Annotated in this window: 18 protein-coding genes and 1 riboswitch; of the genes, 12 read left to right on the top strand and 6 right to left on the bottom strand. The window is 66.4% G+C overall.

The window, feature by feature from the left end:
- Window positions 1-57: 57 nt before the first annotated feature.
- Window positions 58-648, top strand: coding sequence for an SRPBCC family protein (locus AQ619_RS11500; RefSeq protein WP_236849463.1), 591 nt, complete (start codon window positions 58-60; stop codon window positions 646-648).
- On the opposite strand, the gene AQ619_RS11495 is transcribed toward AQ619_RS11500, so the two are convergent.
- Complete coding sequence (locus tag AQ619_RS11495; protein WP_062147496.1) at window positions 645-2,285, bottom strand: pectate lyase; 1,641 nt, start codon at window positions 2,283-2,285, stop codon at window positions 645-647. The genes AQ619_RS11500 and AQ619_RS11495 overlap by 4 nt on opposite strands.
- Window positions 2,286-2,577: 292 nt before the next feature.
- Between AQ619_RS11495 and AQ619_RS11490 the strand changes: the two genes are divergently transcribed.
- A complete protein-coding gene (locus tag AQ619_RS11490; protein WP_062147493.1) occupies window positions 2,578-2,757 on the top strand; it encodes a hypothetical protein in 180 nt (59 codons plus the stop codon).
- Window positions 2,758-2,802: 45 nt separating this feature from the next.
- Here AQ619_RS11490 and cuyB read toward each other — a convergent pair whose 3' ends face one another.
- The 3 genes from cuyB to AQ619_RS11475 all read right to left on the bottom strand — a co-directional run bounded on the left by cuyB (window position 2,803) and on the right by AQ619_RS11475 (window position 4,999).
- Window positions 2,803-3,471, bottom strand: a complete 669-nt coding sequence (gene cuyB / locus AQ619_RS11485; protein WP_062147491.1) for a cysteate racemase — start codon at window positions 3,469-3,471, stop codon at window positions 2,803-2,805.
- A complete protein-coding gene (gene cuyA, locus AQ619_RS11480; RefSeq protein ID WP_062147488.1) occupies window positions 3,468-4,475 on the bottom strand; it encodes a D-cysteate sulfo-lyase in 1,008 nt (335 codons plus the stop codon). Before cuyA ends, cuyB begins: the two co-directional genes overlap by 4 nt.
- A gap of 92 nt (window positions 4,476-4,567) precedes the next feature.
- Window positions 4,568-4,999, bottom strand: a complete 432-nt coding sequence (locus AQ619_RS11475) for a hypothetical protein (RefSeq protein ID WP_062147485.1) — start codon at window positions 4,997-4,999, stop codon at window positions 4,568-4,570.
- A 234-nt stretch (window positions 5,000-5,233) separates the two neighbouring features.
- On the opposite strand from AQ619_RS11475, the gene AQ619_RS11470 reads away from it, so the two are divergent.
- The 8 genes from AQ619_RS11470 to AQ619_RS11435 all read left to right on the top strand — a co-directional run bounded on the left by AQ619_RS11470 (window position 5,234) and on the right by AQ619_RS11435 (window position 11,504).
- Entirely contained in the window at window positions 5,234-5,794 is a 561-nt protein-coding gene (locus AQ619_RS11470; protein WP_062147482.1) for a tetratricopeptide repeat protein, read from the top strand.
- Between the two features lie 57 nt (window positions 5,795-5,851).
- A complete protein-coding gene (locus AQ619_RS11465) occupies window positions 5,852-6,244 on the top strand; it encodes a hypothetical protein (RefSeq protein ID WP_062147479.1) in 393 nt (130 codons plus the stop codon).
- 33 nt (window positions 6,245-6,277) lie between these two features.
- Window positions 6,278-7,126 carry a KPN_02809 family neutral zinc metallopeptidase gene (gene ypfJ, locus AQ619_RS11460; RefSeq protein WP_062147476.1) on the top strand — a complete coding sequence of 283 codons (849 nt, stop codon included), beginning with the start codon at window positions 6,278-6,280 and terminating at the stop codon, window positions 7,124-7,126.
- A 76-nt stretch (window positions 7,127-7,202) separates the two neighbouring features.
- Window positions 7,203-7,310, top strand: a riboswitch (TPP riboswitch).
- Window positions 7,311-7,382: 72 nt separating this feature from the next.
- A complete protein-coding gene (gene thiC, locus AQ619_RS11455) occupies window positions 7,383-9,224 on the top strand; it encodes a phosphomethylpyrimidine synthase ThiC (RefSeq protein WP_062147474.1) in 1,842 nt (613 codons plus the stop codon).
- 266 nt (window positions 9,225-9,490) lie between these two features.
- On the top strand, window positions 9,491-9,889 hold the full coding sequence (locus AQ619_RS11450) for a hypothetical protein (protein ID WP_062147471.1): 399 nt from the start codon (window positions 9,491-9,493) through the stop codon (window positions 9,887-9,889).
- Window positions 9,890-9,964: 75 nt separating this feature from the next.
- A complete protein-coding gene (locus AQ619_RS11445; RefSeq protein ID WP_062147468.1) occupies window positions 9,965-10,303 on the top strand; it encodes a GIY-YIG nuclease family protein in 339 nt (112 codons plus the stop codon).
- Window positions 10,300-10,866 (top strand): DUF2239 family protein, encoded by a 567-nt coding sequence (locus AQ619_RS11440; protein ID WP_062147465.1) that lies wholly within the window; start codon window positions 10,300-10,302, stop codon window positions 10,864-10,866. The genes AQ619_RS11445 and AQ619_RS11440 overlap by 4 nt, the downstream gene beginning before the upstream one ends.
- A gap of 80 nt (window positions 10,867-10,946) precedes the next feature.
- Window positions 10,947-11,504: a lipocalin family protein gene (locus AQ619_RS11435; protein ID WP_062147462.1), complete on the top strand. Its 558-nt coding sequence runs from the start codon at window positions 10,947-10,949 to the stop codon at window positions 11,502-11,504.
- A gap of 3 nt (window positions 11,505-11,507) precedes the next feature.
- Here the strand turns inward: AQ619_RS11435 and AQ619_RS11430 are convergent, their stop codons facing one another.
- Complete coding sequence (locus AQ619_RS11430; protein ID WP_062147458.1) at window positions 11,508-11,897, bottom strand: VOC family protein; 390 nt, start codon at window positions 11,895-11,897, stop codon at window positions 11,508-11,510.
- 119 nt (window positions 11,898-12,016) lie between these two features.
- Between AQ619_RS11430 and AQ619_RS11425 the strand changes: the two genes are divergently transcribed.
- The gene (locus AQ619_RS11425; protein ID WP_236849462.1) at window positions 12,017-12,505 is read left to right on the top strand and encodes a PepSY domain-containing protein; all 489 of its coding nucleotides are present in this window, start codon (window positions 12,017-12,019) and stop codon (window positions 12,503-12,505) included.
- A gap of 7 nt (window positions 12,506-12,512) precedes the next feature.
- On the opposite strand, the gene AQ619_RS11420 is transcribed toward AQ619_RS11425, so the two are convergent.
- Window positions 12,513-13,346 carry a flagellin gene (locus AQ619_RS11420; protein WP_062147455.1) on the bottom strand — a complete coding sequence of 278 codons (834 nt, stop codon included), beginning with the start codon at window positions 13,344-13,346 and terminating at the stop codon, window positions 12,513-12,515.
- A gap of 278 nt (window positions 13,347-13,624) precedes the next feature.
- On the opposite strand from AQ619_RS11420, the gene AQ619_RS11415 reads away from it, so the two are divergent.
- Entirely contained in the window at window positions 13,625-15,013 is a 1,389-nt protein-coding gene (locus tag AQ619_RS11415) for an MATE family efflux transporter (protein ID WP_062151611.1), read from the top strand.
- The last annotated feature ends 30 nt before the right edge of the window (window positions 15,014-15,043 follow it).

Raw genomic sequence — 15,043 nt, 5'->3', positions numbered from 1 at the left:
TGCCAACCGTAACTGGACCGGAATGCGCTCAGGCGCTCTGCCGGAAAGGGCGTCTTGGTGCGGCGACAATTCATGATGCTGGCGGGACTGGCAGCCGCGCTGGTCTGGATGGGGCCGGCCCTCGGCTACGAGCTGTCATCCAGGGCCCAGGCGGCCCTGGCCCGGGGCGAAGCCTATGCCGATGTGTCTGCCGATCCTGATGGCGTCTCCGGACTCGTTCGAGGGGTCGTGGACATCGATGCGCCGCCTGAGAAGGTCTGGGCCGTGATGACCGATTGCGCCACAGCTCGGAAGCTGATGGCCAATCTGGCCAGCTGCCGGGTTCTGTCCGGTGACCAGGTTCGCGGCTGGGACGTGCGCGAGCATGTGACCCACCGCAATCTGGTCTTTCCGGCCATGCGGATTGTCTTCCGCTCCGACTATGAGCCGCAGAAGCGAATCCGCTTCCGGCTGGTCGAGGGCGACCTGAAAATCCAGCAGGGCGAGTGGCGGCTGACGCCCCTGAACGGAGGAACGCGCACGCGGGTCTTCTACGACAACCGGCTGGCGGTCGACTGGCCGGTGCCCAGGGCCTTCATGCGCGACGCCCTGCGCAGGGATACGCCCAAGGTGCTGGGCAATCTGCGCAGGGCCTGCGAGGGTGCCTAGACGGCCCCGATGAACTTGATCAGGGCGGTCATGTTCTCGATATAGCCGCCGGTCGAGATCCCGATCTTGGGCGTATCGGTGATGAACGGCGACGTGTCGGTGGCGTCGCCCACCCGGGTGCGGCTGAAGTCGCCGGGGGCCGGCGTAGCTGAGCCGTCGCCGATATAGGGATTGCTGGTCGCCTTCAGTTCCGCCGGCCACCAGCCTTCGCTGTTGAGCGCAGCGATCAGGGCGGCGGCCTTGTCGGGTGAGGTCTGACCGGCGTCGGCCTTCAGGGTGTCGACGTTCAGGTCGGACACCGAGATGTCGCCGGTGGTGAAATAGCGGGGCAGGGCCTTGCGACCGCCCTTCAGCGGCGAGTCCTTGCTGGCGATCTCGGGCGCGGTGGCCTGCAGCTTCGCCAGACGTTTGCGCAGCCCCTCGACATTGACCGCCCGGGTCGAGGAGTAGTGGATGACAACGTTTTCGGGATTGTGGTCGGCGAAGTAGCGGCCGTTGACGACATTGCTGCCGGTCCGATGGATGAACAGCGGCTTGCCTTCGCCGATCGAGATGAAGGTGGGATAGGCGCGGCCGCCCTTGATCTGCTCGGCGGGCAGTTTGACGCTGTCCAGCCAGTCCAGCGCCTCGCCCAGGCGGGCCAGGAACTTGGGATCCCCGGTCAGTTCGTAGAAGTCCATGCACGAGGCGATGTTGCCACCGGTGGTATGGGTGGCGAAGGCTTCGGGCTCATAGGTGCGAGCCCCGGCGGGCTTCAGGTCGGAAACCCTGTGCTGCAGGCCCCAGGCCGGTTGCGGCATCGGCTGCTGGCAGGCGAGGAAACAGTCCATGGCCTTGCGGATCGCGGGCAGCACGCGTTCGTCGCCCAGGGCCTGCCAGACCATGATCAGGAACTTGAGGTTTTCCCCGGCCACGTCGTCGTTGAAGGTGATGTAAGCCGTGTAGTCGGCCCTGCCGTGGTGGTGGAACTCGTCCTTCAGAGGGAAGCGCTGGGGCCAGCCGCCGATCGGGTATTGGCTGTCCAGAACGAAGGCCAGGGCCTTGTCCAGGGCCGGCTTGAAAGCGGGGTCCTGCTTTTCGACATAGAGGCGCAGCAGGAACTGCGAGCTTTCCGCCGTGCCGGCGTCGTCGAAGGTGGCATTGCCGTAATAGTGCTGGAATTCCTCGAGCCGCCAGCCGTTCTTGCCGATCGTGTCGTACCACTTTTTCAGCGAGGCCTCGCCGGCCAGGTCGCCCAGATAGTTCCAGCCGCCGGCCGGATGCTGGATGGCGATCAGGGCCTTGGCCGCCTTGACGGCGGCTTCGTAATAATAGGCATCGCCCGTCGCGTGATAGGCGTCCAGGAACAGGTGGCCCATGGTGGCTGTGCCGGGCGGTTGCACCCAGATCATGGTCGGGAAGGCTTCCATCTCGCCCCAGCGACGCGAGAAGTCTGGCAGATAGCTCCAGACATAGCCGCCGTTATAGGCGGCCTTCTCGACCATGAAGCGCGTGGCCTTTTTCATTGTCTCAAGCGCCTGGGCCCGGGCCGGACCCTCGGCGGCCAGGGCCTTCAGCGGTGCCAGGGAGCCTGCCGTGGCAAAGGCTGCGGCGGTGCTCGCCAGCAGGTGACGGCGCGAAAGGGGGCTAAGAGGCATGGGACGCTCCGAAAGGCGTTGAAGTCGAACCGTCCGACAGTGCGTCAGAGCGCCGGGCGACGGCCGTTTGGCCGTGCGCGACGGGCGCTTCCTGGCGTCCTCCCGGACCGGACAGGCCGATCCCGCCACCTTTTGGTGGCAAAGTCTTGACCGTGTTTCTGACACCGGTGTCACGACTTGGCTAGGCTTTTCAGCGGACAGGAGCGGCGCAGGGCCATGTCACGGGCCAGGCGAACATCGTGCGTCCAGCGGTCGCATGGTGTGCCTGTTCACATTCTGTAAATGTTTCCTCATGCCCACCCGGACGGAACATATCTTCGAAGCCGAGCGACTTGAGCGTCAGGCGGAGATCGCCGACAACGCGCATGCGCGCGCCGCCTTGCGTCGCATGGCCCAGGCTTCGCGCGGGGCGGCCGCCCTGGTCGGCATGATCGAGGCCAGCGAAGACAAAGTGGCCACAGCAGGCCTCTGAGGCTGGTTGCCGGCGTCGCGCTGGACCTGGCAGACGGCTTATCCCCTAGGGGGCCACACAAGCCGCTACGCAGGCGACGGCCAGGGCGTCGGTCGCATCGATCAGCGGCACGGCCAGATCTTCGCTGCTCAGCACCAGAGGGACTTCGGTACAGCCCGCTATGATGACCTGAGCCCCCTTGCCGATCAGCCGGTGGGCCAGGGCAGCCATGGCCTCGCGGGAAGCTGGCTCGAGGTCACCCGACTTGATCCGGTAGAGCAGGGCCATGAACTCGATCTGTTCGTGATCATCCGGCGTGATGACCTCCAGGCCCTGAGTGGAAAGGCGGTCGCGGTAGAGTCCGAGGGCCAGACCGGTGCCCAGCACCCCCACCTTGACGGCTCCAGCCGCCCTGGCGGCCTGACCGGCCACCTCCAGCATGTCGATCAGCGGCAGGCCGCTGGCCCGGACCTGATCGGCGAAGGCATGGGCGGTGTTGCAGGCAATGGCCAGAACCTCAGCCCCGCCGTCCCTCAGTCCCGCGGCCATGGCGGCGAGGACCGGACCGGGATCGGCATCCCCGACATTGCGGTCGGGCACCTTGGGATTGATGTCGACCAGGACCCGCAGATGGTCCTGCTCGCGGCGGACGGGCGTGGCAGCCTGCAGCTTGGCCAGAAAGTCCAGGGTCGCTGCCGGACCCATACCGCCCAGAACGCCGAGTGTCTTGGTCATGCCGGCGCCAGGGCGGCGTCAAGCTGGCTATGGTAGCCAAACAGGCCCTGGGCGCCGCCGGTGTGCAGGAACACGACGCGCTCGCCCTTGAAGGCCCCCTTGCGGGCGTGGTCGATCAGGCCCTTCATCGCCTTGCCCGAATAGACGGGGTCCAGAAGCAGGCCCTCGGTTCGTGCGGCCAGGGTCAGGGCGTCGATCACGCCCTGATCGATCAGGCCATAGCCCTCGCCGACATAGTCGCAGTCTGCCACGACCATCTCGCGCGTCACCCGGCCGGCCGCGCCGAGGGTTTCGGCGGTGGCGACCGCCAGGTTGAAGACATTTTCTTCCTGCTTGGCCTTGGGGGCCCGTACCCCAAAGCCCAGGATCGGAACATCCACCGACAGGGCTGCAAAGCCGGCGACGAGGCCCGCATGGGTGCCGGCACTGCCGGTGGCGGTGACGAGGCGGTCGATCCTCAGATCCCGCTCGTCAGCCTGGACGATCAGTTCGCGGGCGCAGTCGACATAGCCCAGGGCCCCGACGACGTTGGAGCCACCGCCGGGGATGACATAGGGCTTGCCGCCCCTCTGCCGGACGGCCTCGGCCGAGGCTTCCAGCTCGGCGACCATGTCGGTTCCACCGGGGACGAAGCGGATCGCTGCACCCATCAGCCGGTCCAGCAGGACATTGCCGTTGCCCACATAGTCCAGGGCCTTCGAGCCGGTACGCTCCTCCAGGATGATCTCGCTGGCCAGGCCGAAGCGGGCACCGGCGGCGATGGTCTGGCGAACATGGTTGGACTGCACCGCGCCCTGGGTGACCAGGGTATCAGCCCCCTGGGCCAGGGCCTCGCCGAGCAGGAATTCCAGCTTGCGGGTCTTGTTGCCGCCGCCGGCCAGGCCGGTGCAGTCGTCGCGCTTGACCCAGAGGTCGATGCCCAGCTCGGCCCCCAGGCGGGGCAGGGGCTCGAGCGGCGTCGGCAGATGGGCGAAGCGGGCGCGGGGGAAGCGGGCAAGGTGCATCAGGCAATCCTTCGTCGAGTCGACGCCTGTGTTACCATGGCTTCCGCCTTCCGGGCGCGGCTTTGGCGGGGAGCAAGCCCTTCAAACGCAGTTCAGTTCTGGTGGGCCCGGGCCTCGGCTTCAGCGTCGAGGCGGGCTCCTGCCCGGGCCTCGGCCCGAGCGCGGGCCACGGGATCCCGCAGGCGGGATTTGATAAGCTCAACCAGTTCATAGGGCGGGGTTCGAATGCCGCCGGCTCCGCCGCGTTGGCTGCTCGTGTCGCGAAGGGACTCGAAATCATACCAGCCCTGCAGGGTCTGGCAGATCGGCTTCTGGATCCGCGTGCCGGTCGGAGTCTTGGTCAGGCAGATGACCCTGTTTGGTTCCTTGTCCAGCAAGTCGTTCAACTGCTGTTCAATGGCGTTGTCCGGAATGGTGGCTGAAAGCGCTTTCGGCTTGGCGCCGGCCTCGACCGTCACCGAGTCGACCACAGTCGGGGCTGCCTGCTGCAGCATCAGGGCGGCGATGAAGATCAGGCTCTGCATGTCTCGTTCCCGATGGCACCAGCACAGTCATGTCACCATAGTGCGACCTGCTGACCGGGAATTCATCTTAAAATTGTGAAATGTTCTGGCTTGGCCTTGCGTGACCAGGGGCATGGGTTCGGGCGTTAAACATGATATAGTCGACTCTGCGAGGAAGCGGCCCTGGCGCGCTTGGTCTGGCCTCAGGTTCAGACCCCACCGCGTCCGAAGGTTCGCCCGGCAAGGGAGGATGACATGAGCCCAAGAATTCTTATCGGCGCAGCGCTGCTGGTGACCGCGACCCTGGCAGGCGGTCCGGCGAGCGCCTCGACCCTGGTGCTGGGCGGCGGTGCCGCAAAGGACTGCTCGACCGCCGCCATTGACGGTCGTGCGGATCAGAAATCGGTCCTGACCTGCACGATCGCGCTCGAGACCGAGACTCTCAATTTCCGCGATCGGGCTCGTACCTATGTGAACCGCGGCGTCCTGCAGCTGCGCCAACGCGATTTCGCCACGGCCCGCGAGGACTTTGACGCGGCGTCCAAAATTGATCCGGACCTTGGCGAGGCCTGGGTCAATCGCGGTGCTACCTTTGTCGGTGAGGAACGTTACAGCGACGCCCTCGGCGAGATCGACAAGGGCCTGGCGCTCGGCGTCAAGGATCCCGAAAAGGCCTGGTTCAATCGCGGCCTGGCCAATGAGGGACTGGGCGATCTGAAGTCGGCCTATCAGGACTATTCCAAGGCGGCCGAACTCGATCCGGCCTGGGACGCCCCGAAAAAGGAGCTGATGCGTTTCTCCATAAAGCGACCCTGAGCGTCCTGAACGCTCCGGGACGGATCTAGCGACCCCGACCGGAAACCAGGAGCGACCATGAGTCTCGCGCTGAACTGCACACTGGGCGGCCTGGCCCTGCTGGTCCTGACCAGCGGGGCGCATGGCCAGGACGACCTGCGCGATCTGCGGGCCGCCAATGCCGCCCAGCACAAGTCTGACATCGATCGCCAGGCCGCCCTCGCGGCCCAAAGGGAGATCGTGGCGAGGCAGGATCAGCTTCAGACGGCCCTGGTGCTGCGCGAACTCGGCGCGGCCCGTGCGTCGCCGCCGGCCCTGGCGGGTCCGGTCATGCCCTTGCCTGCACCCCTGCCAGCGATCGAACCGGATTCCCTGCAGCAGCAGATAGACCGGATGGAGCGTCTGACGCAGGATGCCTTGGCACGAAGCCAGGCGCAGGTCCGGGGTGTGCGTCCGGACAATCGTCCCTGACGCCGGGATCACTGACAGAGACAGGACCGGGACATGGAATGGAGAGGCGCGCGCCGCTCGGGCAATATCGAGGATCGGCGTGGTCTGGGCGGGGTCGGTGTCGCCGGGGGCGGGATCGGGGCCCTGGTGCTGGCGGCGATCGGCTATTTCGTGTTCGGTATCGATCCGCAGACCACGATGCAGGTCGCGCAGGATCTGCAGGGACCGACCCAGCAACAGGTCGCCAAGGGCCAGGTCGGTGACGCGGACGGCCAGTTCGTGGATGCTATCGAAACCTCCAATGCCGAGGTCTGGGGCCCGATCTTTGCCGCCCAGGGCGCGGTCTACAGGCCGCCGGAGTCGGTGGTCCTCTATGACAATGCGACCCCCACCGGCTGCGGCACCGGCCAGTCGGCCATGGGGCCGTTCTATTGCCCGGCCGATCGCAGGGTCTATCTGGACCTGACCTTCTGGAACGAACTTGAGTCCCGCTTCGGTGCGAAGGGCGAGTTTGCCCGGGCCTATGTGATCAGCCATGAGATCGGCCACCACGTTCAGACCCTGCTGGGGACCTCGGAGGCTGCCCGCAGACTGGGCGCGAAGGGCGCTGAAAGCGGTTCGGTGCGACTGGAACTGCAGGCCGACTGCTATGCCGGCGTCTGGGCCGCGCGGGCCGCTGAGACCTCGAACGGCCAGATCGTGATCAACAGGGCCGATATCGAGGACGGCCTGGGCGCCGCGGCGGCGGTCGGCGACGACACCATCCAGTCTCGCAGCCAGGGACAGGTCGTGCCCGACAGTTTCACCCACGGCACCAGCGCCCAGCGCGTGCGGTGGTTTACCCGGGGCTATGAGCGCGGCGACCCGGCGGTGTGCGACACGTTTGCAGCGTCGCGGCTGTAACCCCCCTTCCTTCCCCGCAAGGGGAGAAGGAAGGGGACAACGACTCTTGACCCACACGTCAGTCGGCCTAGTGTCCGGCTGTTCACCGGGGGGCCGCTTCGCGCGGCTGAGATTGGGCCCAGGGCCCTGACCCGTCGAACCTGATCCGGGTCATGCCGGCGAAGGGAGGGAACGCGGTCGGGGCTTACTGTCCGGCCGTTAGAACCGACTTAGCGCGCTTGTCCGGGTCTCCTTGATGCTTGAGGAGCGCCCGAAAATGAACGTCCAGACCACCATCAAGTCCGTCGCCGAGACCATCTCGACCGGCCCCATTCCCGGCTCGCGCAAGGTCTATCAGGCCGGCGAGCTGTTCCCAGACATCCGCGTTCCATTCCGCGAGGTCGCCGTCCACCCCTCGGCCAATGAGCCGCCGGTGACGGTCTATGATCCGTCGGGCCCCTATAGCGATCCGACCGCTTCCATCGACATCGAGAAGGGCCTGGAGCGCTCGCGCGAGGCCTTTGTGCTGGCGCGCGGCGATGTCGAGGTGGTGGCCGAGCCCCGCGCCGTGAAGCCTGAGGACAACGGTTTTGCCCAGGGCAAGCATCTGGCCCCGCAGTTCCCGGCCGTGGGCCGCACCATCTATCGCGGCAAGCCGGGCCACCTGATCACGCAGTACGAATACGCCAATGCCGGCAAGATCACCGCCGAGATGGAATATGTCGCTATCCGCGAGAACCTGCGCCGCGAGCAGGACCGCCCCTGCGTCCGTGACGGCGACGATTTCGGCGCCTCGATCCCCGACTTCGTGACCCCCGAATTCGTGCGCCAGGAAGTGGCCCGCGGCCGCGCCATCATCCCGGCCAACATCAATCACGGCGAGCTGGAGCCGATGGCGATCGGCCGCAACTTCCTGGTTAAGATCAACGCCAATATCGGCAATTCGGCGGTGCTCTCCACCGTCGCCGATGAGGTCGACAAGCTGGTCTGGGCCACCCGCTGGGGCGCCGACACGGTCATGGACCTGTCGACCGGCCGCAACATCCACAACATCCGCGACTGGATCATCCGTAACTCGAGCGTCCCGATCGGCACCGTGCCGATCTATCAGGCGCTGGAGAAGGTCAACGGCGTGGCCGAGGACCTGAACTGGGAGGTCTTCCGCGATACCCTGATCGAGCAGGCCGAGCAGGGGGTGGACTATTTCACCATCCACGCCGGCGTGCGCCTGCCGTTCATTCCGATGACCGCCAAGCGCGTCACCGGCATCGTCTCACGCGGCGGCTCGATCATGGCCAAGTGGTGCCTGGCGCACCACAAGGAGAACTTCCTCTACGAGCGCTTCGACGAGATCTGCGAGATCATGCGCGCCTATGACGTGTCGTTCTCGCTGGGCGACGGCCTGCGTCCCGGCTCCACCGCCGACGCTAATGACGAGGCCCAGTTCTCCGAACTGCGTACCCTGGGCGAGCTGACCAAGGTGGCCTGGAGCAAGGGCGTGCAGGTGATGATCGAAGGGCCGGGCCACGTGGCCATGCACAAGATCAAGGCCAACATGGATGAGCAGCTGAAGCACTGCCACGAGGCCCCCTTCTATACCTTGGGCCCGTTGACCACGGACATCGCGCCTGGCTACGACCACATCACCTCGGCGATCGGGGCGGCGATGATCGGCTGGTTCGGCACGGCCATGCTCTGCTACGTCACGCCCAAGGAGCACCTGGGTCTGCCGGATCGTGACGACGTCAAGACCGGCGTCATCACCTACAAGCTGGCCGCCCACGCCGCTGATCTGGCCAAGGGTCACCCCGGCGCGGCCATGTGGGACGATGCCATCAGCCGGGCGCGGTTCGAGTTCCGCTGGGAAGACCAGTTCAACCTGGCGCTCGATCCCGAAACCGCCCGCAAGTTCCACGACGAGACCCTGCCCAAGGAGGCGCACAAGACCGCGCACTTCTGCTCGATGTGCGGACCGAAGTTCTGCTCGATGAAGATCAGCCATGAGGTGCGGGAATTCGCCGCCGCTCAGGCCCCGAACGAAGCGGCGGCGCTTGGGATGGCGGAAATGAGCGAGAAGTTCCGCCAGCAGGGCTCGGAGATCTATCTGAAGACCGAATAGGTCGCGATCTCGGCTGAGCGATCGCAAGGCCGATCTGAAGTGTTGTCATCACCGGACCTCTGAAGGAGACCGGTGATGACAACGCGCCGTACCCTGCTGTCCGCGCTTCCCCTGGTCGGCGTCGCCAGTTGCGGAGATCGCCGTCTGAACCCTGCGGGGACCCAGCGGGCAGGCGGAACAGGTGCAAGGACCTCTTAAGGACTCGGGCGCAAACTTGTCCACAGGCTCGGCTTTCATGGGACATCATCGCCGGGCGGGAGGACGCCATGTCGTCGACCGTAACTTCGAGTTTCCGCCGCCGCGGCCTTGACCATTTCGAGCCCGAGGATGTCGATCCCCATGTTCAGCGCCGCCTGCGCGGCACACTGGAGCAGATCGACTATACGGCCTTTGCTTCGAACAAGGCCCTGATCGGCCAGGCCCTCGGCCACATCGACGCCTCCCATTTCCAGCATATGGCCGTCGCCGCCGCCCAGGCCCGTGCCCAATGGGTGGCGGCCGCCGTCGCCATGACCGAGACGTCGCATACACCGCCACCGGACCAGATTCAGAAGCTGGCCCAGATGCGAACGGCCTATGAGGAACTGGCTGAAGCCTATGAGGCCATGCGCCGGATGGTCGAGCGGGGCTATGTGAGCTTCAAGGCTGCCCCCGTCTCAAGCTAGAGGTCGCGGAATTTTCGCCCGGGTAATATAGACTCCTGATTTTATCCGGGTATAAAGGTGCCTCAGGAGGGTCCCATGAACGGACGCAAGGCGCTGCTGCGCGACTATCGCGACCGCAAGGTCGAGGCCGGAATCTATGCCGTACGCTGCATCGCCAGCGGTCAGGCCTGGGTCGGGGCCACGCCGGATTTGTCGACCCGCCAGGGCGGCCTCTGGTTCACCTTGCGGCATGGCACCCATAGGGATCAGGCGCTGCAGGCGGCCTGGACAGCCCATGGCGAGGCGGCCTTTGCCTATGAGCCGCTGGATGTCCTGTCAGACGAAACCCTGGGGCCGCTGGGCCGCTCGTCCTGGCTGCAGGATCGCAAGGCTGTCTGGATCGAGCGCCTGGGTGCCCGGGGACTGAACCGATGAGCCATGTTGTTTTCCGCGGTGACGAGCAGATCGCCGCCGGTACGGCGCTTGAGGTCGCCCTGGTCGCCCAGCGCCTGTCTGGAGAGGATTCCGGTCCGCCGGTGCTGATCTTTGATGCCGAGGGCCGGCAGGTGGACTTCGATCTGCGGGGAGGGCCCGGCGATCTCGCCGCTCGCTTCGCCACGGTGGAAGAACCGGTGGTCGCGCGCGGGCGGGGACGTCCGAAACTCGGCGTCGCGGCGCGTGAGGTGACTCTTCTGCCGCGCCACTGGGCCTGGTTAGCCACCCAGCCGGGCGGTGCCTCGGTGACCCTGCGCAAGCTGGTCGAGGCGGCGAGCCGGGGTAGTGCCGGACCGGATCGGATGCGACAGGCGCGCGAGGCGACCTATCGCTTCGCCACGGTCATGGCCGGAGACCGAGAGGGTTTCGAAGCGGCGATGCGCGCCCTGTTTGCCGGTGATCCCACGGCGTTCGAGGCCCGAATTTCCGCCTGGCCAGACGATATTCTGCGTCAGGTTCGGCGGTTTGCAGGCGAGGCCTTCGAGACGGCACCGCCGGGCTAGTGGGCTGGTACCGGGGCGTTGCATCCAGCCGGGGGGCGCAAACGTTTCTTCCGGTGACCCGCCGCGCAAGAGACCCTGGCATGACCCTGAGAACCCTGATGATCGCCGCCACCGCCGGCCTGGCCGGAGCCACCGGCGCTTGGGCCCAGTCCCCGCAACCGGCCAGGCCCGTGGAGGTCGAGCGGCTCTATTCGGGGCGCTGGCTGGAAATCGCCCGCACGCCGATGGGCATTACCGATGGCTGCGAGGCCGGGGCCACCAACTATTTGTTTGCCGGCGGCGATAAGGTTCTGGTGCGTGATACCTGCGAGACCGGTGCGCCGGGCGGCAAGGAGAAGGTGATCCAGGGGCGGGGACAGATCCTCGATCCGGGCGTCAATGCCAAGCTGCGCGTGCGCTACCCGTTCCTGATCACCTGGGACTACTGGATCTTCGACCATGACGATGACTACACGTGGTTCATCGCTGGCGAACCCCGGCTGAAGCGCATCTTCATCTTCACGCGGGAGGTGCCGTCGCCGGTCCTGCGCGAAGACCTGATCAGGCGCGTCCGGGCCCTGGGCTATGACATGTCCAGGATCGAGTTTCCGCAGCAGCCCCCGGTCAGGGCCGCCGCGCCGCCCAGCCTCAGGCCCTGAGGCTCAGGCCTTGGGTTCAATCAGGTCCCAGCGGTTGCCATAGAGATCTTCGAAGACGGCAACGCTGCCATAGGATTCATGGCGGGGGGCTTCGAGAAACCGCACGCCGGCGGCGCTCATCCGGGCGTGATCGGCGGCAAAGTCGTCCGTGTTCAGAAACAGCCAGACCCGGCCGCCGCCCTGATCGCCGACCCGGGCGGCCTGCGCCTCGCTTGTCGCTCGGGCCAGCAGGATCCGGCTGCCGCCGGGGCCAGGTGAGATCACGACCCAGCGCTTGCCGCCGCCCAGGTCGGTGTCCTCCAGCAGCTCAAAGCCCAATCGGCCGACATAGAAGTCGATGGCCTCGGCATAGTCGGAGACCAGCAGGGAGATCTGGGCGAGATGGCGGGCCATGGGCGATTCCTTTGCGCGTCACCTTGCTAGCACCGGCGGGGCAATCCCCGCATGCGGGTGGATCGCGTGGCAAGGCATGATACCGGATACCTGATCATGCCCTGTCCATGGAGACTGACATGCCAATCCGTCCTGTCTTGGCCTTCTGCCTGACACTGTCTGCTGCCGCCGCCCATGCCGGCGCGCCGGAAACCAGGATCACCCCCGTCGCCGCCGCCGATCTGCCGCCCGGCGTGCTGTCGGTTGTGCTCAAGGCCGCCCCCGGTCTGAAGGTGATCGAGGCCGAGTTGAAGGAACGCGAGGATCGCCGCTATTTCGACGTCGAGGGCGTTCTGCCCGGCGGGGCCGAGATCGAGTTCGACCTGCTGGAGCGCAACGGCGCCTGGGAGATCGTCGAGACCCAGCGCGATATCGCCTGGACCGAAGCGCCTGCAGCCGTGCAGACCGCCGCCGGCAAGGCCCGGCCGGTGAGGGTGATCGAAAGCACCCAGAACGACGGCAGGGTCATCTATGAACTGTTCGCCGCCGGCCAGCCCAAGACCCCGGCGCTGGAGGTCAGCTACAAGGACGGTGTCGCCAAGGTGCTGGCAGAGGCCTGGCCGCACTGAGACCTAATCAGCGGCCGAACAGGGTCAGCAGATAGGACGAGCCTGAATTGGCGATGGCCAGGGCCTTCATCGACAGTTGCTGGCGGACCTGAAGGGCCTGAAGCTTGGTCGACTCCTTGGCCATGTCGGCGTCGACCAGGCGCCCGATCGAGGTGTTCAGGGTATCCTGGAGCTTGTCGATAAAGGTCTGGTGAGCCTCGAGGGCAAAGGAGCCCGTGGCGATGCGGGCCAGGGACGAGGTGACCGTCTCCATGGCCGTGCTCATGGCTGCGATCTGGGTCCCGGTAACCGGTGCGGCCAGCAGATCGGCGGGCAGACCCCCCAGCGCTGCGCCAGTCGTCGACAGGTCGACATGGTCGATGTCGATCGTGTCGCTGCAGTCGGCATTGGCGAGGGCGCGAACCTGGCCGACCGAACCTGAAGAGATCAGGTTGATGCCGCCGAAATCGGCATTGCTGACGGTCCGGTCGATCTGCCGCTTCAGGGTCAGGTAGTCGCTATTGAGGGCCATGCGGCTTGCGGTGCTCAGGCTGGTGTCCGCCGCGGCCAGCATTTTTTCCTTCATCTTGCCCAGCAGGTCGACCACGGTCTCGCCGGCCGACAGGGCGACGTCCGTGATCGAGCGGCCGCGCTGCAGGGAATCCCGAACCGAGTCCAGGGCGTTGGCCTCGGCGCGCTGGGACTGGGCGATGACCCAGACGGCCGGATTGTCCTTGGCGCTCGAGACCGCCAGTCCGGTCGAAATGCGGCGCAGGGTGCCGGACAGGTCGCGATTGACCGACGCCAGCGACTGCAGGGCGATCATGGCGCTGGCATTGGTGTTGACGCTGTTCAGCGACATCGACGGGACTGCTTCCTGGGCTCGGTCAAAAGGACCGAAGGCGCAACGGGCACCTGCTGATCAGACTAACCGGAACAGCGTTAGCGCTCCGTTCGTGCCGGGAGAAAAACCGGGCCTTTCGCCCCCGCCGGTGGTCGTCGATCCAGGAAAAGGGCCGCCGGCTCGGTGCTGCGGCCCGAAAACCACGACCCCGGGCCGATGTTCAACAACGATCGCGACCGGCCTTGCCCCGCAGGACCCCATGCGCCAACTTGCCGGCCCTTCTGAAAGGCCTGCCCATGCCAAGTGACGCGGTGACGTCGGTGCCGTCTCCCGAGCGGCCCCGCAGCCCCCTGATGCTGGATCTGATCGAGTTGCTGCGCCTTTCCGGGCCGGTGGTGCTGTCGCGCCTGGGCATCATGGTCATGGGCCTGACCGACGCCATTGTCGTGGGAAGGTTCTCGGCTGAGCAGCTGGGCTTTCACGCCATGGCCTGGGCTCCGTCTTCGGTCTTCGTGACCATGACGGTCGGTCTGCTGGTGGGGGCCCAGGTGATGACCTCGCGGGCCATCGGCGCGGGCAGGCCGCACGATACCGGGGCCGTGCTGCGGCGGGGCCTCGTCTATGCCTTCTGGATAGGCATGGCCTCGGCCGTATCCCTGGCCCTGCTGGGGCCACCCCTGCTGCACGCCGTCCATCTGCCCAAGGCCCTGGCCGATGGCGCGACCGCGCCGATGATCGTCTTCTCGCTATCCCTGCCGCTCTATGCCCTGACCGTGGTGCTGAGCTTCTGGCTGGAAGGGCTGTCGCGCCCCGGTCCCGTGACCATCGCCATGTGGGTGGCCAACGCCGTCAATCTGGCGGTCAATCTGCTGCTTGTGCCCGGAACCTTCGGCCTGCCGGCGCTCGGGGCCGTAGGCGGGGCCTGGGCGACGTTCGTGGCGCGGGCGGCCTTGCTGATCATGCTCGCCGTCTATGTCCTGCGCCTGAAGGACGCGCGCGCGCTGGGTATCTTCGACAAGCCGGCTCGGGATCTGCCGGCCTCGATCGAACAGCGCCGGATCGGCTATGGTGCCGGCGCGTCGAACTTCTTCGAGGTCGCGGCCTTTGCCGGCATGAGCCTGGTTGCAGGCTGGATCGGCGGACTCTCGGTCGCCGCCTGGGCGGTGGTGATCAATGTCGCCGCCGTGATCTTCATGCTGCCCCTGGGCATTTCGACCGCGACCTCGGTGCAGGTCGGTCGCGCCTTCGGCTCGCGCGACCCTGCGGGCATGACCCGCGCCGGCTGGGTGGCCTTTGCCTTCACGGCCGTGGTCGGGCTGGTGGCGGCCCTGCTGCTGTTCCCCCTGCGCGAGTTGGTGGCGTCGGCCTATACCGCCGACCCCGGTGCCATTGCCCTGATCGCGCCGGCCCTGGCCCTGACCTGCCTGTTCCTGGCCCCCGACGCCGTGCAGGTTGTGGCGGCCCAGGCCCTGCGGGCCCGCGGCGAGGTGTGGATCCCCACCATCACCCACCTGATCAGCTATGGCGTGATCATGGGGCCGCTGGCCTGGTGGCTGGCCATTCCGATGGGCCTGGGTGTCAACGGCATCGTCTGGTCGGTGATCGTGACCAGCTTTGTGTCGATGGCCTTCCTGCTCGGACGGTTCCGGATGCTGGATGTGAAGGATCGGGGCTTGGCCGGCTAACACTAGCCCCCTCCGCGCCTGCGGCGCTCC

The sequence above is a fragment of the Caulobacter henricii genome (genome assembly GCF_001414055.1).
Taxonomy (GTDB): domain Bacteria; phylum Pseudomonadota; class Alphaproteobacteria; order Caulobacterales; family Caulobacteraceae; genus Caulobacter; species Caulobacter henricii.
The sequence above is the reverse complement of the archived record's forward strand: the minus strand, read 5'-3'. Positions and strand labels throughout refer to the sequence as shown.